Here is a 21174-nt window from a genome sequence, read left to right as displayed (position 1 = left end):
CGCAAAAAGTAATACATGCAATGAAAAAAAGATACTTTTTATTCCTGCTGACCTCATGGTCTTTGCTTATCAGTTGCAAAGAGCATAAAGGTGCCAATCCGTACGATTATGACATCTGCGTATACGGTGGTTCTTCAGCGGGAGTCATTGCCGCCTATACTGCGTCCAAAATGGGCAAAACGGTACTGTTAATTTCCCCAGACCTCCACTTGGGAGGGCTTAGCTCCGGCGGGCTGGGCGCCACAGATATCGGCAACAAGTATGCCGTGACCGGGCTGAGCCGGGATTTCTACCGCCGGTTAGGAAACGAATACGACCGAATGGAGGCCTGGACGTTTGAGCCGCACAAGGCAGAAAAAGTTTTCCAGGATTATATCCGGGAGGCCAATGTGGAAGTCTGGTACGAACACCGCTTGGCTAAATTGAGAAAAAAAGGTACCGAAATTCAGGAAATTACCGTGAAAGATGCGAGTAAACCGGATTTTCCAACGCGTAGTGTAAAGGCGCGTCAGTTTATCGATGCCACTTACGTAGGGGACCTGCTGGCTATGGCTGGCGTTTCCCACACTACCGGCCGGGAGCCCAACAGCCTTTATGGTGAGACCCTTAACGGCGTCCAACTACTGGAGGACAACCAATTTCCGCCCAACAGCAAGGAAACCATCTTTGTCGACCCCTACCTGGTTGAAGGCGATTCCACGAGCGGGCTATGCTGGGGCATCAGCCCCGAAGCGGTAGCAGAGCGAGGCTCGGGCGATAATAAAATACAAGCGTACAACTACCGGCTATGCCTGACACAGGACACCACCAATCAGGTTCCTTTCGAGCGCCCTGCCGGTTACGACTCTACAAAGTATGAATTATTAAGGCGCCTCATACGGGCCAGAGATGGCATCGGCTGGCAACAAAAGCTAGGCTGGTTCTACCTGCGCATTGTGCACATGCCCAATGGAAAAACGGATGTCAACAATAAGGGCCCCTTTTCCACGGATATGATCGGCGCAAACTACGGCTATCCGGAAGGCAGCTACGAGCAACGGACGGCCATCGAAGCGGAACATGAAGCCTACATTCGCGGACTGTTGTACTTTCTCAGCCACGATCCGGACATAACCCCTGAAATCCGAGCTGAAATGAGTGCATGGGGCTGGGCCAAAGATGAGTTTACGGACAACAATAACTTCCCTTACAAACTTTATATCCGGGAAGCCCGCCGTATGATTGGCGAATATGTGATGACCGAGCATCACTGCCGGGGAGACAGCATTGCACCGGGTGCGATTGGCATGGCCGCCTACAATATGGACTCCCACAACTGTCAGCGCGTAGTGGTTCATGAAAATGGCAAAGCCATGGTACGCAATGAAGGGGATGTGCAAGTGGGAGGCTTCCCGCCATACCCCATTGCCTACCATGCTCTAACCCCTAAACAGGAGGAGTGTACCAATCTGTTGGTCCCGATTTGCCTGTCTGCCTCCCATATTGCCTACGGTTCTATCCGGATGGAGCCTGTCTTTATGGTATTGGGCCAAACGGCTGCTGTGGCCGCCTCAATGGCTATCGATCACCGGAGCAGCGTACAGGAAATCGACATTCCAAAACTGCAAAAAAAGCTTGAAGAAGACCCCTACCTGGACGGCACCCTGCCCGATATCCTATCGGATAATGAGGACGAAGGGCGGGCCATAATTAACGGCGACTGGGAGCAGCATAACCTGGGCGGCCGTTACAAAAAGTATGCCCTGATTACGAATAATGAGGCTGCAGGAGCCTCCGCTGAATTTTTACTGCCGGTAGAACGGAGCGGACGCTACAAAGTCGCCTACTACATCCCGCAGCCGATGAAGCCTGCCCCCTGGGCGGACAGCATCCACATCCAAACCACTTATGGGGAGGAAGAGGCAAAGGAAACCTTCAGCCTGAGCGAACGCGACCGGGAATGGCTGGAGCTGCCCTACCGTAACTTTAGCGCGGGCGACACTGTAAAAGTCAGGGTACAGACCTATGGCAAGCCTGGATGGATACCTGCTGATGCCGTTTTACTCGTCGCCGAAAAAAACTAAGCGGACATACCCGCCCACTGCCTGCATTTCTTTAAATTAAGGCTTTTCAAATTTACGCCTATGCCAAATTCACGCTCAATAATTCTTTGCTTTCTGGTGCCGGTCGGGGCGTTGCTATCCTTCTATGCTTTTACCGGGGAGCCTACGCCGGAAAAGCCCAATGTGGTCATAATTTTCACCGATGACCTCGGCTACGGCGACCTCGGCTGCTACGGGAATGCAGTTATCCGGACGCCCCACCTGGATCAAATGGCAGCGGAAGGAGCACGATTTACGGAGTTCTATTCCATCTCTCCGGTCTGCAGCCCCTCCCGGGCTGGCTTACTGACCGGTCGCTATCCCATCCGTATGGGCATACAGTCGGTGTTCTTTCCGGAAAGCTGGACCGGTATGGCACCGGAGGAAATCACCCTGGCAGAGGCCCTAAAAGAACAGGGCTACACCACAAGCTGCGTGGGCAAATGGCATCTCGGGCACCACCACCGCTACCTACCATTACAGCAAGGGTTTGATGAATACTTTGGAATTCCCTACAGCAATGACATGGCAGGTGTGGTGTACATGGAAGGTAATGAAGTGGTTACAGATGAGGTGGATCAACGCTACACCACGCGCACCTATACCGAAAAGGCACTGGATTTCATTGACCGGAAGGCAGGATCGCCTTTTTTTCTGTACGTAGCGCATTCCATGCCGCACGTACCTTTGTATGCATCTGAAGACTTCGAGGGTAAGAGCCCCCGGGGCTTGTACGGTGATGTGATTGAGGAAATCGACTGGAGCGTGGGGCAAATTCTTGAAAAACTGAAAACAGAAAAGTTAGAAGAAAACACCATCGTTATTTTCACCAGCGATAATGGCCCCTGGCTGGCGTTTGGGCCTGACGGAGGCTCCGCCGGACCGCTTCGGGAGGGCAAACAATTCACCTTCGAAGGCGGCATGCGCGTACCGGGCATCATACAGTGGAAAGGGCAGATTGAACCTATGGAAAGCGAGGAGCTGGTTAGTACGATTGACCTCTTCCCCACCCTCGTAACACTGGCGGGCGGTACGCTTCCTGACGACCGCCCGATTGACGGGCAGGATATATCTGCACACCTTTTGAAGAAAAAGCCGCTTGGTGAGCGCACCCTGGCTTATTACTACAATGGCGAACTCCGTGCCTTCCGAAAGGGAGACTGGAAAATAAAAATGCCCTACCCCGGTAATGAATCCAACCCCTGGCGCGCTGGTGTGCCAGCTCACGATACGCTGCTTTTTAATCTCAAAGCCGATAGGAGCGAAAAGTACAATATCCTGCCAAAGCACCCGGAAAAGGCAGCGGAGCTGCTACAGGCGATGGAAGATTTTCAGACCTCCCTGGGAACGCTTCCACCACTAATGAAGACGAGAGCCCCGGCAGACAATATCCACTATGACCGGCAGAAAGAGTGGCTTGAGCAACAAAAACAAAAACCATGAGCGTACCACAGTACAGCATAGGCTTTGACCTGGGCAGCTCTTCCGTCAAAGCTGCATTAATCCGCCTGGAAGACGGAGCAGCCATTGGCAAAAGCAGCTACCCGGAGCAGGAGATGCCGATTCAGGCGCCGCAGCCCGGCTGGGCAGAACAGGATCCGGAATTCTGGTGGGCCTGTATCAAAGCCGTTACCCGACAGCTGCTGGTACAAACCGGCGTGCCCGGAGCGGCAATTGGCAGCATCGGTATGGCCTACCAAATGCACGGCCTCGTTCTTGTAGACGAGCAGCAGCAAGTGGTACGCCCTTCCATTATTTGGTGCGACAGCCGGGCGGTGGCTACCGGGCAGGCTGGCTTTGAAGCCATTGGTCAGGAACGCGCCCTTAAGCACCTGCTCAACAGTCCGGGCAATTTCACGGCATCCAAACTAAAGTGGGTGCAACAGGAGGAGCCCGACACCTATGCCCGCATCCACAAAATCATGCTGCCCGGGGACTACATTGCCATGCGGATGAGTGGGCATATTCAAACCACCATTACCGGCCTTTCCGAAGGGATTTTCTGGGACTTTGCCGACCGGCAGGTCTCTTCTGATGTGCTCAGGGTATACGATATCGATCCGGCGCTGCTACCTGATATTGCCCCAGGCATAGGCATCCAAAGCAAAATCAGCGAGACAGCGGCAGATGAACTGGGGTTATCCCCCGGCACGCCCATCTCCTACCGGGCAGGTGACCAACCCAATAATGCTCTCTCCCTGGGTGTGTTGCACCCGGGTGAAGTGGCAGCTACAGGTGGCACCTCGGGTGTCGTTTACGCCGTTACCGATCAGCCGCTTTACGATCCTCAAAGCCGGGTCAATGGATTTGCCCATGTCAACTACCAACCCGATGCGCCGCATATAGGCGTACTGATGTGCATCAACGGCACCGGTATACAGTACAGCTGGCTCCGTAAAATGCTCACGCCCGGGACGCCCTATGAAACGCTGGAGGCAGAAGCCGCCAAAGCCCCCATCGGCGCGGCCGGGATGACCGCCCTTCCCTTCGGCAATGGCGCAGAGCGCATCCTCAATGACCGGCAGGTGGGCGCTCAATTGCTGGGGCTGGATTTCAACCGGCATGGTAAAGCCCATCTGCTGCGCGCCGGGCTGGAAGGCATCGCTTTTTCTTTCATCTACGGCATGGGAATCCTTCGGGACATGGGGCTGAAAATGGAGGTAATCCGTGTAGGAAATGACAACCTCTTTCAATCAGCCATTTTTGGCCATACGGTTGCCAGCCTCAGCGGTTGCACCATCGAGATAATGGAAACCACCGGAGCCATTGGGGCTGCACAGGCAGCAGCAGTGGGTGCCGGGCACTGGGATGACCTCAGCGCCATCCATGACAATCTGAAAAAAGTGGGGCAATACGAGCCTCAGTCTACCGATATTGACGCCTACCGGGCCGCCTATCTGGCCTGGGAAAAGGCTTTACAAAAAACCATTACACCATGAAAGTGATCAAAGGACAAAAAGAGTATTTCAAGGGCATTCACCAAATTGCCTACGAAGGGCCCGAATCCAAAAACCCACTGGCTTTCAAATACTACGATGCCGACCGCGTGGTGGCCGGCAAGAGCATGAAAGAGCATTTCCGTTTTGCGGTCGCCTACTGGCACAGCTTCTGCAATACCGGGGCAGACCCCTTCGGACCGGGCACCATGCATTTCCCCTGGGACGAAGCAGCAGACCCGTTGCTACGGGCAAAGGACAAAATGGATGCAGCCTTCGAATTCATCACCAAAATGAACATTCCATTCTTTTGCTTCCACGATGTAGACCTCATCGACGAAGGGGACAGCCTGGCGGAATTTGAGAAACGCCTGGACGCCATCACAGATTATGCGAAGGAAAAAATGGAAGCATCAGGAGTTGGCCTGCTATGGGGCACCGCCAACCTGTTTTCCCACCCCCGCTATATGAACGGCGCGGCAACGAACCCTGACTTTGCAGTGGTAGCCCACGCCGGCGCACAGGTGAAGCTCGCCCTCGATGCCACGATCAAGCTGGGCGGTGAGAACTACGTCTTCTGGGGCGGCCGGGAAGGCTATTTCTCCCTGCTCAATACGGATATGAAGCGCGAGCTTGACCACCTGGCAACCTTCCTGCATGCGGCCAAAGACTACGCCCGCAAGCAAGGCTTCAAAGGCAACTTCTTCATTGAGCCCAAGCCTATGGAGCCCACCAAACATCAGTATGATTTTGATGCCGCAACAGTAACGGGCTTCCTGCGGGCCAACGACCTGATGGACGACTTCAAAATTAATGTAGAAGTTAATCACGCCACCCTTGCCCTACATACCTTTCAGCATGAGTTGCAGGTCGCTGCCGATGCCGGCCTGCTGGGCAGTATTGATGCCAACCGGGGAGACTATCAGAATGGCTGGGATACCGATCAGTTCCCGGTCAACATTTACGAGGTAACGGAAGCACTGTTGGTCATTCTGGAGGCCGGTGGGCTGCAGGGCGGCGGCATTAACTTCGATGCCAAGACCCGGCGCAACAGTACCGACCTGGCGGACTTATTCCATGCCCATATTGGCGGGATGGACGTATTTGCCCGGGCACTCCTAGCCGCTGACCGCATCCTGCAGGAATCCCAATACCGGCAGTTGCGCAAGGACCGTTACAGCTCATTCGACCATAGCGAGGGCAAGGATTTTGAAGCCGGCAAGCTGAGCCTGGAGGACCTGGACCGCATCGCCCGCCACAATATCCGGTTGGTACAGCACAGTGGCCGTCAGGAGTACTTTGAAAACATTATCAATCAATACATCTAGCAGCCTGTCGGAGAGGCGCTCAATGGTCTGCGAACGGCAAATATTATTCTGCACTTCGTTGCTCATCAGTCACGTAGCTCAGGCTATGTTCCTTCTTCGCGCCTTGTTCAGAACAATATTTGCTCGCTCTCGCCGCATCAGCACATCTCCGACAGGCTGCTAGACGAATTCAATGCCAGAATGACAGCAGCTCAAGGCAAGTTACGTCATTCTGGCAGCATTTGCCACATGGTACCGGTTTTGCTGTTTAAAAAGCGAACCATGACCATGACTAATGAGCGAAGCACAGTATAAAAATCAGAAATTTCAGAATACCCTCCGGGCAGGCGCCTTATTTATCAGTATGCTGGCATTAATGCTGGGGCTGGGTTACACCCTCTTTGGGTTTACCGGCATGCTATGGGCAGGTGCCTTCGGGCTCATCACTTTGGGGATGAGCACAAGGGTATCGAGCCAGATGATAATGCGTTTTCAGGGAGGGCGCCCATTGCATCCCCAACAGGCGCCTCAGCTTTCGAGGCTGGTTCAGCAACTCGCTCAGCGAGCGGGTCTCCCGGCTACTCCGAAGCTATACTATGTGCCCAACAACAGCCTGAATGCCTTTGCTACCGGTAGCAAAAAAGACCCTGCCATCGCCATTACCCATGGTTTGCTCTCCACAATGGACCTCAGGGGGCTCTCTGGTATTTTAGCTCATGAAATCAGCCACATCCGAAATAATGACCTGCAATTGAAGTCGATGGTCAACCTGTTTAGCCGGTATACCCGGTTTTTCTCCCTGTTTGGGCAAATACTGCTTTTCATCAATCTCCCCCTTTTCTTCATGGGAGAAGCGACCGTTTCGTGGATGGCTATAGCCCTGCTGCTCCTGGCACCTACGCTCGTGACACTCATGGTACAGGCTTTTTCCCGCAGCCGCGAGTACGACGCTGACCTTGAGGCCGCCCGGCTGACCGGAGACCCGAATGCCCTGGCGGATGCCCTGGAGACACTCGACTACTACAATAAAGGCGGCTGGCTGGCCCGTTTTCAGTCACCCCGTGGCATTAAAGTCCCTACAATTCTCAGCTCCCACCCGGAGATAAAGGACAGGGTAAAACGGCTGCGTGAACTTGCGCCGCGATTTGTGCCCCGGTTTGACTGGGCAAGCTGGCAACCCACACGCTGGCGGATGATCTGATGAGCACAACTCCATCCTAAGGTCTGCTACAGTTATCGTCCCCGGTTAGTTGATGGGGCTGATTTTAGATTTACCACCTTCGCCTGAATCCACAAATAGTAGCGCGGGTAATAAACCGGATTGCTTTTGGCGGAGGTTCCCTGACCATTATTCAGTTGGAGGCCAACCATACAACTTACGTCAACATCAATCCGTATCTCCACTGACCATCAACTATTTTAATATCTAATTTTACGTAAACTGTAAGCTTTTGGTTTATCAAAGCCTTACCCTGCCGACTTTGCTCCCACGCACCTGTTAATCCATACATTCAAATTCACCCTACTTTTCTCAAAGTTGTGTAACTTTAAGGTCCGGATTGCAGTATATACTGAAAACGGATAATCCCATACCAGGCAAACCGGAAGTTTGCCATACTGTAACATAATCCTATGAGAAACTATTTACTCCTCGCCTGCCTTGGAATTGTACTGCCTGTATTCGGGCAGATTAGCTTCCTTGACTCCACCATTTACCTCGATAATGTCGGTTTGCTTTCCGGGACGCCTATGGCTGCCGCTGATATGAATGGTGACGGGTTGCAGGATCTTGTGATCCTTGACAACCGTCAGGAACTCTACATTGAATACCAGCAGGCTAACACACCGTTTTTTAGCGGCTTTTACGTTCAGTCCCTAAACAACCCCTCCAATGGCATCGCAGTAGGTGATGTAGATGGCAATGGCTACAATGATATTCTGACCGGCGGTTCTTACAATGCCCTGCGGTTATTTTTGGCCAATGATGATGGCACCGATTACACGGCATTAGTCATCGACCCTGGTAATTATTTCTTACAGGGCACCAATATGGCTGACATGGATAATGACGGCGACCTCGACCTTTTCGCAGCCCATCAGGATGGGCTTAGCGCTCCTTTCCGCAACCTCGGAAATAATGTATTCTCCCTGGATTACAACCTGATCAACCCTATTTCAAGTGTCCCCTCGGACAACTCGGGAAATTACGGTACCGTTTGGACGGATTACAACAACGATGGCGCATCCGACCTCTACATCTCCAAGTACCGCCTCGGGGTAACCGATGCGAGCGACGGCCGGCGTCTCAATTTGCTCTTCCGCAATGACGATGATGATGACTTCACCGAAGTGGCTGCCTTTGCAGGACTGCTCCCGATGGGGCAGAGTATTTCCACTGCATTTGGCGACATTGATAACGATGGCGACTATGATGCTTTCGTGATCAACCATGATATCCCCAACGCCCTCTACCGCAATAACGGCAACGGCACTTTTACCAACATCACCAGCAATAGCAATATACCAGAAGCTTTAGCCGGAACGGGCCTGGGCGTGCAGGCGATTTTTACTGACTTTGACAATGACGGGCGCCTGGACCTGCTCTACACGTCTATCGGAGCCAGCCACGCCATACTACGCAATCAGGGCAATTCTACTTTCGTAAGAGTCAATAATGCGATCCCTACCCCGGGCAGAATCCACAGTGCGGTGGTTGGGGATTTCAATGCAGATGGCTTTGTGGATATATACGCGGGCTACGGCCTGGGCTTCAATCAAATCGGTACTCAGCCAGACAAACTGCTGATCAATGCCGGGAACAACAATCACTACGTGGAGGTCGCCCTCAAGGGCACGGACGCCAATCCCAATGGCGTAGGGGCAAGAGTCGAAATCTACGGGCCATGGGGGCGACAGGTCCGCGAAATCCGGAGCGGCGAAGGCTACGGCATCCACTGCGGGCTGCGGGCGCACTTCGGTTTGGGAGCAAGTACGACCCTCGATAGTATCATCGTGCGCTGGCCAAACGGCAATATCGATCATTTGGAAGACCCGGATGCGGATACACTTTATCAGATTACCGAAGGTGAGTTTTGCCAGGCTCAGGCCGATTTTTCCTTTCAGGTTACAGGACTGACCGCCAGCTTTCAGGGGCAGGGCGATACGGGGACCAATCAGTATTTTTGGGACTTCAGCGATGGGGCACAGGATACCGGCGCGACGGTGGTCCACACCTTTCCCATTACCGGCACCTTCACGGCCTGCCTGACCACTGTCGGGGATTGCGGAAGTACTACCGTTTGCAAGCAGCTACAGACCTCCTGCACCCCTCCGGAAGTATTCTTTGCCCACAACAACAACGGGCTGGAAGTCAGCTTCCAGGATTTCTCCTTCGGCATGCCCAATGAATGGATATGGGACTTCGGCGATGGCAATTCCTCCGGACAGCAAAACCCTACCCACTCCTACAGCGAGCCAGGCAACTACTTTGTCTGCCTGGTAGTGCTCAACAATTGCGGCAACGCATCCACCTGCGAGCTGGTACAGGTCAACTGCGGCGATGTGGAAGCTGATTTTGACTTCGCTGATGACGATCTAAGCGTCGCCTTCACCGATGGCTCCAGTGCCGGCACTAATAGCTGGTCCTGGGATTTCGGAGATGGCAATGCCTCAGACAGCCAAAACCCTCAGCATACCTATGATGCGCCGGGCACCTACCAGGTTTGCCTTTCCGTGGACGGCGCTTGCGGAACGGATACATCGTGCAGGAATGTAACTGTTACCTGCCCCCCTCCGGCTGCCGCCTTCACAATCGAAATCACAGACCTGGCAGTTTTCGTGGAGGATCAAAGCGCTAACTTCCCAGACTCCTGGTCCTGGGATTTCGGGGATGGCACCACCGCCAACGGGCCAGCTTTATTCCATAATTACGATGCCCCGGGGATTTATGAAATCTGTCTCAGCATAGAGAATATATGTGGCAACTCAGCAATCTGTGATACGGTTTCAGTCAGCTGCCTGCCTCCACAGGCCGGCTTCACCTATGAGTCAGACAATCTGCTGGTCAGCTTTCAGGACGATTCCAATGGCGGTGTTCAACAGTGGGCCTGGGTCATTGACGGGCAGGATACCCTTACCGGCCCTTCTCCTGAATACCTTTTCCCGGGTTCCGGCAGCTATGAAGTCTGCCTGATTGCATCAAGTGTGTGCGGCAGCGATGTGATTTGCGAGACTATTGAGCTGGACTGCAGCAATGCGCCCCTTGGCTTCAGCGTTGACCTGGATGGCCTTGAAGCTACTTTTACCGATACCTCATTCGTCCAGGCCAACAGTTGGTTTTGGCAGGTCAACGGTCAAGGCGTTGGCGGGGGGAGCAGCTTTAGCTTCACCTTTCCGAGTACGGGAGTATTCGAAGTTTGCCTGCAATCCAATGGCCCATGTGGGCTTTTAAGCACCTGCACGACCATTGACATTGCCTGCCTTCCGCCCAGTGCCACTTTTGCTGGTTCTGCGAATGGGCTTTCTTACACCTTCACGGCCAACCTGCCCGGTACCGCCACTGTCTGGTCCTGGGATTTTGGGGATGGGAACAGCGCTACGCAAGCCAATGCCATGCACACCTACTCCTCTCCCGGCACCTACGAAATCTGCCTCACCGCAACCAACGAATGCGGCGTGAGCGATATCGTTTGCCAAACCGAATCCGTTGGTTGCCCGGCGCCTAATGCTGCTTTTGAGCAGGTATCTAACCTCCTTAGCGTTTCCTTTTTTGATGCTTCTTCCAACAATCCGGCACAGTGGGCATGGGACTTTGGTGATGGAAATACCTCCACCCAGCAAAACCCTTCTCACACCTACGGCTCTGCCGGCACTTATGAGGTTTGCCTGACAAGCAGCAGTATCTGTGGCTCCGATGATTTTTGTGCTCCCGTGGTTATCCAATGCCCTGAGCCACAAGCCAGTTTTGAAGTTCAGGCCGACGAGCTTACGATCACCCTCACCGACCTGAGCCCCAACACCCCAACCGAATGGGACTGGGATTTTGGAGATGGCGGCAGTAGCAGTATACCCAATCCGACGCACACCTTCAATGCGCCGGGCACCTATACCATCTGCCTCATCAGCAGCAACACCTGCGGAAGCAATCAGTCCTGCCAGCAGATCGCTGTCAGCTGTGCAGCACCGGACCCTGCTTTTACCAATACCGCTGATGAGCTGCTGGTGAACTTTCAGGACAATACCGAGAATGCGCCCACAAGCTGGTCATGGACCTTTGGAGATGGGAACGGCTCTGCCCAGCAAAACCCGGCGCACAGCTACGCTGCTCCCGGCACTTATGAAGTCTGCCTGACTGCCGAAAGCATTTGCGGCTCCAATACGGCCTGCTCTCAGGTCACCGTGTCCTGCAATGCGCCCCAACCTATATTTGCAGTACAGGAAGATGAACTTTCGGTATCTTTCACTGATGCCAGCACCAACAACCCCACGAGCTGGTTCTGGACCTTTGGGGATGGAAATTCCGCAACCGGGCCGAACCCGGTGCACACCTATAGTCAGCCCGGAACCTACACTGTTTGCCTGGAAGCCAGCAGCCTTTGTGGCAGTGCTACTGACTGTGAAACCGTGCAGGTAAGCTGTGCAGCGCCTCAGGCACAGTTTTCCTTCCAGCCCAACGAACTGGAGGTGGCTTTCACCGATGCCTCGACGGCTGATCCGGCCAGCTGGGCCTGGGATTTTGGAGACGGCACAACTTCCACCCTGCCCGATCCCACACATTCCTACGCTGCGCCCGGGGACTATACCGTTTGCTTAACGGTTAGCAGCGTATGCGGTACTACAGAATCCTGCCAAACCATAACGGTAAGCTGTGCTGCGCCTGAGGCTGATTTTGAATACACCCCCAACCAACTTAACCTCATCTTCGCGGATGCCAGCACCAATAATCCCACCTCCTGGTCCTGGAATTTCGGAGATGGCACCACCAGCGACCTGGAGAACCCCGCACATACTTTCCCCGAACCGGGCATCTACACCGTTTGCCTGTCCGTCAGCAGTATTTGCGGGACTTCACAGACTTGCCAAACCATCGGCATCACCTGCAATGCTCCCCAGTCCAATTTCACTTACATGAATTCAGAGCTTGCCGTAGACTTTACCGATGTTTCCACCAACATTCCGAGCACCTGGTTTTGGACCTTTGGGGATGGCAACAGCAGTACTGCACAAAACCCCACCCATACCTTTAATAGCCCCGGCAATTACCTGGTCTGCCTGCAGGCTTCCAGTGTTTGCGGGTCTACCCAGCGCTGTGAGCTCATCACCGTAAGCTGCACGCCTCCGCAGGCTGACTTCGGCTTCACCGCTGACGAACTTCTGGCCACTTTCCAGGACAGCTCTACCACCGATGCAGTCGCCTGGCTATGGACATTCGGTGACGGTCAAAGCAGCACCCAACAGGCTCCTATGCATACGTATGCCCAACCCGGCTCCTACCAGGTCTGCCTCACCGCCAGCAGCATTTGCGGCAGCACCCAGTTTTGTGATTCCATAACGGTGACTTGCTCCCCGCCCTGGGTCAACTACAACTGGATTGGAGAAGATGGCACCGTGAGCTTTTTCCAACTGGCCGACAACACTGTTACTAACTGGAGCTGGGATTTCGGGGATGGGAATACCTCCGATGTCCCCAATCCCATTCATACCTATGAGCAGTCTGGGTTCTATCCGGTCTGCCTCACCGCTACCGACCTCTGCGGCACCAATATCTACTGTGATACCATTGAAGTGGTGATTGTGGGCACTAAAGAGCCCGGGAGTGAACAGGTAAGGCTTTTCCCCAATCCTGCCAATGATGCGGCCTGGCTGGTCGCACCGGGGCTGACTGAAGGTCAAGCCGTATTGTATACGTTGCAAGGTCAGGAGGCTGGCCGTTGGCCTTTGACCGGAGCCGAACTGCGCATCCCGCTGACACCCTACCCTGCCGGTACTTATTTACTTAGAGTGGAGACAGCAAACTACTTCTGGCAGGAACGGTTGTTAAAGCTACGATGAATAAAGTAAAACGTATCCTGAAATGGGTGTTGATCAGCCTCGGCGGGCTAACGGTGTTCCTGTTGCTACTGATTGCAGGCGCTGACCGGTTTCTAGGTTCTGAGAGGGGCGCCCGCTGGCTGTACAGTAAAGTAGAACAGCCTTTGGCTATCAAATTCACGCCCGATGAGGTGCGCTACCTGCAAATTGGCGACACAACAAAGACCCCTCTGTTGCTTATCCACGGTGCGCCGGGCGGGCTGTTCGACTGGCTGGCCATCGCTAAGCAGGACCGGCTTTACGAGCAATACTATCTCCTCATCCCCGAACGTCCCGGTTACGGCGGTACCCGCCCCAAGAGAGCCGAGCCCTCTGTGACGGCACAAGGTCAGGCGCTGCTGCCCATTCTCAGGGCCCAGTCCAAACCTGTTGTGGTTGTCGGGCATAGTTACGGAGCGCCGGTTGCGGTGACACTTGGGGCATTGGCGCCGGAGCGAATACAACATATTTATGGGATTTCCGGTGCTTATGACCCGGAACTGGAAGTGACCTTCGGTATCTCCTACTGTATCAATTTCCAGTTTTTCCGGTACCTGCTCCCCTCCCCGATTTGGGTTTCCAATGTAGAAAAGCTGGGGCACCCGCAGGCGCTCCGGGAAGCTTTGCCGCTGTTTCAGTCTGTAAAGGTACCCACCACCCTCATTCATGGCACCGCAGACACCCTTGTGCCCTTTGAGAATTCGACCTATCTGCAAGCATTGCTGCCTACTCAAACACCCCTTATTGCACTGCCCGGGCAGGAACACCCTGTACATGTGATGTTGCCAGATTATTTTGTCAGCCTTTTGCTTGGTGAAGAACCCGTGGCTCCGGATGCACAGGAATAATGGCTGACTACCGCCTAAGTGGACCGGTCGGGCGAAAATATTGCAGGGGGCCGACACCTCAGCTAAGCTCCATCATATCGTTTAGGTTTGTCTTTCGCTTAAATAAAAAGAAAATTCTAAATGAGTAAAAGTAAAAACTAAAAATAAATTCAATCCACTCCTAATCTATACGAGCTTACTACCTTTAGGCCAATGCAAAAACCACAGACTTATGACCACTTCCCTTTCTGAGCAAGGCCCTACATTTTCCCGCATTGTTTTTGGCGTTATGAAATGGGGGCTTTGGGGGCATCAGCTCAACACCCGGGACATGCTTCGCCTGATTGAAGAAAGTGTGGCTTATGGAGTGACCACTTTCGACCACGCGGATATCTATGGCAACTACACCACCGAAGCGGAATTTGGTGAGGCGCTGAAGCTTCAGCCAAGCCTTCGGGACAAAATGCAGCTGGTGACCAAATGCGGCATCAAAATGCAGGTACCACAGCGGTCCCACCACCGCATCAAGTCGTACGATACCAGCCCGGAGCACATCCGCGCCTCCGTAGACCGGTCTCTGCGCAATTTGAACACAGACTACATTGACCTCCTGCTCATCCACCGGCCCAGCCCCTTGATGGACGCTGATTTGATTGCCGGGGAGTTTGAATATCTGAAGAAGGAAGGGAAGGTGCGCTATTTTGGGGTATCCAATTTCACGCCCGCTCAGTTTGATTTGCTCAACAGCCGTTTTCCACTCGTTACGAATCAGGTGGAAGCCGCTCTGCTCCACCTGCCACCCTTTACCGATGGCACCCTCGATCAGTGCCAGCAGCACCGGATTCGGCCTATGGCATGGTCGCCGCTGGGCGGAGGGAGTATTTTTAGTACATCGCCCGATGAGCGAGCGCAACGTATCCTGAACACTGCCCGGGAAATCATCGAAAGGCGGCAGCAAAATATTGGCGTAGACCAATTACTACTGGCTTGGTTGATGCGGCACCCTTCGGGTATTCTGCCCGTAGTCGGCACTGCCCGCATAGAACGCCTAAAAGCAGCTGCCGATGCGGTACACATCATGATGAGCCAGGAAGAATGGTTTGAACTGCTGCAGGCTTCCACCGGATCAGAAGTCGCATAGCTTCCTACAACAAGAAACCCTGCCTCCGAAGAGACAGGGTTTCGTCCAATTGTAGCTCAAAAAATACGTAGTATGAAACCTGATTTTAGGTTTACTGCTTGATCAGGCGTACCACCATCAGGCGGCTGCCAGACTGTACCATAGCGACATAAACGCCGGGGTTCAGATTAGAAGCATCTACATTCAACTGCGTGCTCAGTGGCTGCCAGGTTTTTACTACCTGACCGGAAGCATTATAGAGGATCACCTCGTCCATAATAGCTGGTGCGGTAATAGTAAAGTTGTCATGGCCCGGGTTCGGGAAAGCCTTAGCAACGCCGAGCTCAGGGGCATTCGTACTGCTTGGATCAGCATCGTAGTAATAGACGTTGTCCAGATATACCGTGGACCCTCCTGCTGGCAGAGAAGAGATGATAAACTGTGAGATATCATCCTGATTCATACCCTCAAAATCGACCAGCGGAATATCAAGACTGACCCATTCTTCCTGTGCCAGCTCAAACGGGATCTCAAACTCGGTATCATTGCCGCCACCGAAGCCGTCACCGCCGAAGTCGACCAGTTTTATGCGGAAGGTGGTGCTGTTAGGCGACCAGAAATCCACGTGCAGGTGCGTCATTTCTGTAGACACTAAGTCAATGGCATTTGGACCTACCGTTTCTATACCGGCAAAATCCAGTGCCGTATACAATTTGGTGGGGTTGCCTTCGATCTCGATATCTTCCAAATTTGCAGCGCTCCAGGTTGTCAGCCAGGTATCTACCGGTACATCGGCATAGGCGTCGCTGAACATAGAAATCACAAATGCAGGGTCAACAGTAGGTGTTGGAGCAGGCTCCATTGGAGTAGGATCCTCTCCTGTGGTGGTGGTTCCGGTGAAGATGATATCATCCCAGTAATAGGTAACGTCTTCTGCCGGAGAAGTGTCAAAATCGAAGAAAATGGACAGTTTATTGTAAACAGCCTCATAATCGAGCGCCGAGGTGCCGCCCACGTTGTTCTTGAATTCAAACTCAAGCGTTTGCCATGCACCTGCTTCTGTGGTCATCGTCTCTGTCTCCACGGATACTGCTGCATCCATTGAATTCTCAACCTTCAGGCGGACCGGAATATCGGCTGCGGGTGACCACACCCGTACAGAAATGATAGTCGCTTCATCTGTAAAAGGAATGGCGGAGGCAAAACCAGGATCGTTGGGCGTGCCGCCAAGGTCTTCGGACAGTGTAGTGCCGGCCCAGGTTTCTGCGCCTGCCGTTTTCACCGTTTCCACAACCATATTACCTGCTGCTTCAGGGTCTTCCACAATGGTAGAGGCTGTGCCTCCGAAGTCGATAGTGCTGTACAGCACCTCAGGGTCATCAAAGGTGACAGGAAGATCCATTTGATCGCCGGTCTGTACTGCTTCCTTGTAAAAATACAGGTTGTCCAGATAAACAGTGCTCTGCCCGGCGGGTACCGCTGAAAGCACAAGCTGAGAAATGTCGGTCTGATTCATCCCCATAAAGTCCGTCAGCGGAATATCCAGGCTGACCCATTCGCCCAGGGTGAAGTTCTCAAACGGCAGGTTGAAGTTGGTGTCATTGCCACCACCGAAGCCGTCTCCACCGAAATCGACCATATTGACGCGGAAAGTCGTGGCATTGGGTGTCCAAACATCCACATGCAGATGGGTCATGCCGGCTGCAACGAGGTCAAGGGCATTGTCATCCAGCATTTCAATACCCGCAAAGTCCAGGTTAGTGTAAAGCTTGGTGGGATTGCCTTCGATTTCGATGTCTTCCTGTACTGCCGCGCTCCAAACGGCCAGGAAGGTATTCACTGGTACGTTTGTGTAAGCATCACTGAATAGGGAAATCACGTTGGCAGGGTCTTCGGTAGGGGTTGGCGCAGCGCTCATAGGAGTTGTACCGCCGGTAGTCGTGCCGGTAAAGATCACATCGTCCCAGTAGTAGGTTGCATCTGCAGCCGGAGAAGTACCAAAGTCGAAAAAGATGGACAGCTTGTCGTACATCGCTGCATAATCAATAGCGGGGGTACCCTCCACCTGATTTTTAAACTCAAACTCCAGCGTCTGCCAGGCGCCGGCAACTGCAGTGGTGTCTTCGGTTTCCACAAAAATACCGGCGTCCATGGAGTTCTCTACCTTCAGGCGGACCGGAACATCAGCTGCGGGCGACCAAACGCGTACAGAAATTACGCTTTCCGCAAAGGAGAAAGGGATCGCACTTGCGAAACCGGGATCGTTGGGCGTACCACCGAGGTTTTCAGACAGGGTCGTGCCTGCCCAGATTTCTGCGCCCGCCATTTTCACGGTCTCTACTACGGTATTGCCTGCGTTCTCAGGGTCTTCCACCAGCATAGAGGAAGTGCCACCAAAATCGATTGTGCTGTAGAGCACGTTGTCTTCATCGAATGTCACCGGCAGATCCATCTGCGCAGGGGGCGTAACGCCCTGGTAGAAATACAGGTTATCCAGATAAATGGTGCTCGCCCCGGCTGGCACTGCTGAAAGCACAAGCTGAGAAATATCGGTCTGATTCATCCCCATAAAGTCCGTCAGCGGAATATCCAGGCTGACCCATTGGCCAGGGGTGAAGTTCTCAAACGGCAGGTTGAAGTTGGTATCATTGCCACCACCGAAGCCGTCGCCACCGAAATCGACCATATTGACACGGAAAGTCGTCGCATTGGGTGTCCAAACATCCACATGCAGATGGGTCATGCCGGCTGCAACGAGGTCAAGGGCATTGTCATCCAGCATTTCAATACCCGCAAAGTCCAGGTTAGTGTACAGCTTGGTAGGATTGCCTTCGATTTCGATGTCTTCCAAAGCGGCATTGCTCCACACCGCCAGGAAGGTATTTACTGGTACGTCTGTGTAGGCATCACTGAACAGGGAAATTACATTGGCAGGATCTTCAGTTGGGGTTGGCGCAGCGGTCATAGGAGTCGTACCGCCAACAGTAGTCGTACCGGTAAAGATCACATCGTCCCAGTAGTAGGTTGCATCTGCAGCCGGAGAAGTACCGAAGTCAAAAAAGATAGACAACTTGTCATACATCGCGGCGTAGTCGATAGCGGGAGTACCGTCTACCTGATTCTTAAACTCAAACTCCAGCGTCTGCCAGGCGCCGGCAACTGTAGTGGTGTCTTCGGTTTCCACAAAAATACCGGCGTCCATGGAGTTCTCTACCTTCAGGCGGACCGGAACATCAGCTGCGGGCGACCAAACGCGCACAGAAATCACGCTTTCCGCGAAGGAGAAAGGGATCGCACTTGCGAAACCGGGATCGTTGGGCGTACCACCGAGGTTTTCAGACAGGGTCGTACCTGCCCAGATTTCTGCGCCCGCCATTTTCACGGTCTCTACTACGGTATTGCCTGCGTTCTCAGGGTCTTCCACCAGCATAGAGGAAGTGCCACCAAAATCGATTGTGCTGTAGAGCACGTTGTCTTCATCGAATGTCACCGGCAGGTCCATTTGTGCCGGAGGCAGCACGCCCGCGTAAAAGAACAGATTGTCCAGGTAAATGGTAGCCTCGCCAGCCGGTACAGCAGAGAGGACTAACTGTGAAACATCCGTTTGATTCATCCCTGTAAAATCCGTCAGCGGAATATCCAGGCTGACCCATTCGCCCTGTGTGAAGTTCTCAAACGGCAGGTTGAAGTTGGTATCATTGCCACCACCGAAGCCGTCGCCACCGAAATCGACCATATTGACACGGAAAGTCGTGGCATTCGGTGTCCATACGTCAACATGGAGGTGTGTCATGCCTGCCGCAACGAGGTCCAATGCGTTATCGTCAAGCATTTCGATACCTGCAAAGTCCAGATTGGTATAGAGCTTGGCAGCATTGCCATCCACCTGTACATCTGATACAGTCCCGGCACTCCATGGGGCTGCATACGTATTCACAGGTACATCTGTATAGGCATCGCTAAACAAAGAAATTACGTCCCCTGCATCTTGCGTGGGCGTAGGGGCAGCCATAGTGGGCTCGGATTGTGCCATGCCCCATAGCGGGCTGAGGCACAAAAAGAGTAGAATAATTTTTTTCATAGTCTCATACAGTTTTTTACGTCCATTTGGAAAGTTTAGTTAAGGAAAAGAAGTTGCTGCGGGCCATTGGTCAGGCAGCCCGCAGCAGCTGATTCGTTTATTGGTAAACCCGCACCCAGTCGATTTCCATGGTAGATTCCATGAAGGCGGGGTCAATTGTTCCACCGAAGTTGCCCCCCATGGCGACATTCAGGATCAGGAAGAAATCGTTGTTGAAAGGCAAATCCGGATTATTGGCGAAGGTGTGGTACACCTCATCATCAATCAGGAAACGGATGAAATCTTCGGTCCAGGTAACGGAGTAAGTGTGGAAGTCTTCGGAGGCTCCGGGCAGATCGGTGGACTGGGTTACCGCATCGCCGGCAAAGTTACCCGGGAAATGCAGGGAGGAGAAAATGCGATCCTGTTCGTTGCCCACGTGCTCCATGATATCAATTTCGCCACAGGCGGGCCAGGTATTGGTCTGATAGTCTTCGCCTAAAAGCCAGATCGCCGGCCAGGTACCGCCACCGGTTGGCAGCTTCGCCCGAACGTCCACCCGCCCGTAGGTAAATTCAAACTTATCTTCAGATACAATCCGGGCAGAGGTAAACTGTGATCCGCCAAATTCTTCGCGGCGGGCAGTAATCTTCAGCAAGCCGTCTTCCACGATCACGTTCTCCGGACTGTCGGTGTAGAACTGCGCCTCGCCGTTGCCCCAGCCGTTGCTGCCGGTACCGGTATTGTAGCTCCAGTTGGCTTCGTCCGGTGCACCATTGGTATCAAACTCATCTGACCAGACCAGGTTGTCGAACGCAGGCTCGTCAGCTCCTGGCTTGGTGGAGGTAAATATATGGTACCAGGCCAGGCCAGGATCGTTGCCCTGCACGACCCGGACTACCAGGCGGTTCTCTGTGACGGACAGGATCTCATAGGTGGAGGAACCCACGTAGTAGCTCATAAAACCACCATCGGTGAAGTTCATGACGGTTCCGCGGGTCAGCCCGGGGATACCATTCATAGCCACAACGGACTCCGAAGGGCTAAGGGACACCACCTGAGGCTCATCACTCACATCAAAGTCGTAGCAGTAGTCAAAGCCATTCGAGCCACCCGCCACACCTTCGAAATTAAAATTGAAGTAGGTCTGCCCCTTGTTGTTTAGCTGGTACAGCAACCGATTGCCGTCCATAGAGAAGGTCAGCTCATCCTGATAGAGGCAAGTGCTCTCAGCTGCACCGTCTTTTTCAAAAGGTACAGCCTGATAATAGTTGGCAAAGTAGTTCAGTTCGGCGTTGTCATCATTCTGGCCTACGCCCAGGTGCCCCGGCTCATCTGCGGCCCAGTACCAGGTTTTGGAGCTTCCACCAGTGAGGAGCTCCATGGCTTCATTATCGTTGAAATTGCTGAGCACCGTCACCTCCTGTGTAAAGGAAGTGGACACACCGGCTTTGCCGGAAGCGATAGTGGTTACGGTGTAGGTGTTCACACCAACCTGCGTGAAACGCTTGGCAAATTTGCCCGTTGGCGACACTTGCTCTGTACCATCGCTAAATACGTATTTGTAGGTGATGGCATCGCTGGCATTAGCGGTGAAAGTCACCAGCCCGCTGCCGTCACCGTAGGGGTTGGCATCATCTGCTCCGGCAATGTTCACCGCTACTTCCAGTCCGGAAGGTGCTGTGATCTCGCCAAACTCGTAGTCTTCTTTTTCACACCCCAGAAAGACCAGCGCACTGAGCAGTATTATAGATATGGGAAAAAATTTCATCGTC

The 21174-nt window shown here is 53.3% G+C and carries 10 protein-coding genes; 8 read left to right on the top strand and 2 right to left on the bottom strand.

The features are described from left to right. The first annotated feature begins 20 nt into the window (after positions 1–20). The 8 genes from ACO08I_RS00465 to ACO08I_RS00430 all read left to right on the top strand — a co-directional run bounded on the left by ACO08I_RS00465 (position 21) and on the right by ACO08I_RS00430 (position 15360). On the top strand, positions 21–2063 hold the full coding sequence (locus ACO08I_RS00465; RefSeq protein ID WP_421948134.1) for an FAD-dependent oxidoreductase: 2043 nt from the start codon (positions 21–23) through the stop codon (positions 2061–2063). A 60-nt stretch (positions 2064–2123) separates the two neighbouring features. Next, the gene (locus ACO08I_RS00460; RefSeq protein WP_421948133.1) at positions 2124–3524 is read left to right on the top strand and encodes a sulfatase; all 1401 of its coding nucleotides are present in this window, start codon (positions 2124–2126) and stop codon (positions 3522–3524) included. Further along, complete coding sequence (locus ACO08I_RS00455; RefSeq protein ID WP_421948132.1) at positions 3521–5020, top strand: xylulokinase; 1500 nt, start codon at positions 3521–3523, stop codon at positions 5018–5020. The genes ACO08I_RS00460 and ACO08I_RS00455 overlap by 4 nt, the downstream gene beginning before the upstream one ends. Next, positions 5017–6345, top strand: coding sequence for a xylose isomerase (xylA, locus tag ACO08I_RS00450; RefSeq protein WP_421948131.1), 1329 nt, complete (start codon positions 5017–5019; stop codon positions 6343–6345). The genes ACO08I_RS00455 and xylA overlap by 4 nt, the downstream gene beginning before the upstream one ends. Before the next feature lie 274 nt (positions 6346–6619). Beyond that, the gene (locus tag ACO08I_RS00445; RefSeq protein ID WP_282783746.1) at positions 6620–7525 is read left to right on the top strand and encodes a zinc metalloprotease HtpX; all 906 of its coding nucleotides are present in this window, start codon (positions 6620–6622) and stop codon (positions 7523–7525) included. Between the two features lie 431 nt (positions 7526–7956). After that, complete coding sequence (locus tag ACO08I_RS00440; RefSeq protein ID WP_421948130.1) at positions 7957–13374, top strand: PKD domain-containing protein; 5418 nt, start codon at positions 7957–7959, stop codon at positions 13372–13374. Continuing rightward, a complete protein-coding gene (locus ACO08I_RS00435) occupies positions 13371–14240 on the top strand; it encodes an alpha/beta fold hydrolase (protein WP_421948129.1) in 870 nt (289 codons plus the stop codon). The genes ACO08I_RS00440 and ACO08I_RS00435 overlap by 4 nt, the downstream gene beginning before the upstream one ends. Before the next feature lie 211 nt (positions 14241–14451). After that, complete coding sequence (locus ACO08I_RS00430; RefSeq protein WP_421948128.1) at positions 14452–15360, top strand: aldo/keto reductase; 909 nt, start codon at positions 14452–14454, stop codon at positions 15358–15360. A 91-nt stretch (positions 15361–15451) separates the two neighbouring features. Here the strand turns inward: ACO08I_RS00430 and ACO08I_RS00425 are convergent, their stop codons facing one another. Together ACO08I_RS00425 and ACO08I_RS00420 are read right to left on the bottom strand one after the other, a co-directional pair. After that, complete coding sequence (locus ACO08I_RS00425) at positions 15452–19420, bottom strand: T9SS type A sorting domain-containing protein (RefSeq protein WP_421948127.1); 3969 nt, start codon at positions 19418–19420, stop codon at positions 15452–15454. Between the two features lie 97 nt (positions 19421–19517). Beyond that, positions 19518–21170 carry a family 16 glycosylhydrolase gene (locus tag ACO08I_RS00420; protein WP_421948126.1) on the bottom strand — a complete coding sequence of 551 codons (1653 nt, stop codon included), beginning with the start codon at positions 21168–21170 and terminating at the stop codon, positions 19518–19520. Positions 21171–21174 lie beyond the last annotated feature (4 nt).

This window comes from Phaeodactylibacter xiamenensis (genome assembly GCF_965229835.1).
In the GTDB taxonomy this organism is placed as follows: domain Bacteria; phylum Bacteroidota; class Bacteroidia; order Chitinophagales; family Saprospiraceae; genus Phaeodactylibacter; species Phaeodactylibacter xiamenensis.
This window is presented reverse-complemented; position numbering and strand designations above follow the sequence as displayed.

What these genes read in the sequence shown, in the direction of transcription:
- xylA (WP_421948131.1), top strand. Translation starts at nt 5,017, where the DNA reads ATGAAAGTGATCAAAGGACAAAAAGAGTATTTCAAGGGCATTCACCAA.
- ACO08I_RS00445 (WP_282783746.1), top strand. Translation starts at nt 6,620, where the DNA reads ATGAGCGAAGCACAGTATAAAAATCAGAAATTTCAGAATACCCTCCGG.
- ACO08I_RS00440 (WP_421948130.1), top strand. Translation starts at nt 7,957, where the DNA reads ATGAGAAACTATTTACTCCTCGCCTGCCTTGGAATTGTACTGCCTGTA.
- ACO08I_RS00420 (WP_421948126.1), bottom strand. Translation starts at nt 21,170, where the DNA reads ATGAAATTTTTTCCCATATCTATAATACTGCTCAGTGCGCTGGTCTTT.
- ACO08I_RS00425 (WP_421948127.1), bottom strand. Translation starts at nt 19,420, where the DNA reads ATGAAAAAAATTATTCTACTCTTTTTGTGCCTCAGCCCGCTATGGGGC.
- ACO08I_RS00455 (WP_421948132.1), top strand. Translation starts at nt 3,521, where the DNA reads ATGAGCGTACCACAGTACAGCATAGGCTTTGACCTGGGCAGCTCTTCC.
- ACO08I_RS00465 (WP_421948134.1), top strand. Translation starts at nt 21, where the DNA reads ATGAAAAAAAGATACTTTTTATTCCTGCTGACCTCATGGTCTTTGCTT.
- ACO08I_RS00435 (WP_421948129.1), top strand. Translation starts at nt 13,371, where the DNA reads ATGAATAAAGTAAAACGTATCCTGAAATGGGTGTTGATCAGCCTCGGC.
- ACO08I_RS00460 (WP_421948133.1), top strand. Translation starts at nt 2,124, where the DNA reads ATGCCAAATTCACGCTCAATAATTCTTTGCTTTCTGGTGCCGGTCGGG.
- ACO08I_RS00430 (WP_421948128.1), top strand. Translation starts at nt 14,452, where the DNA reads ATGACCACTTCCCTTTCTGAGCAAGGCCCTACATTTTCCCGCATTGTT.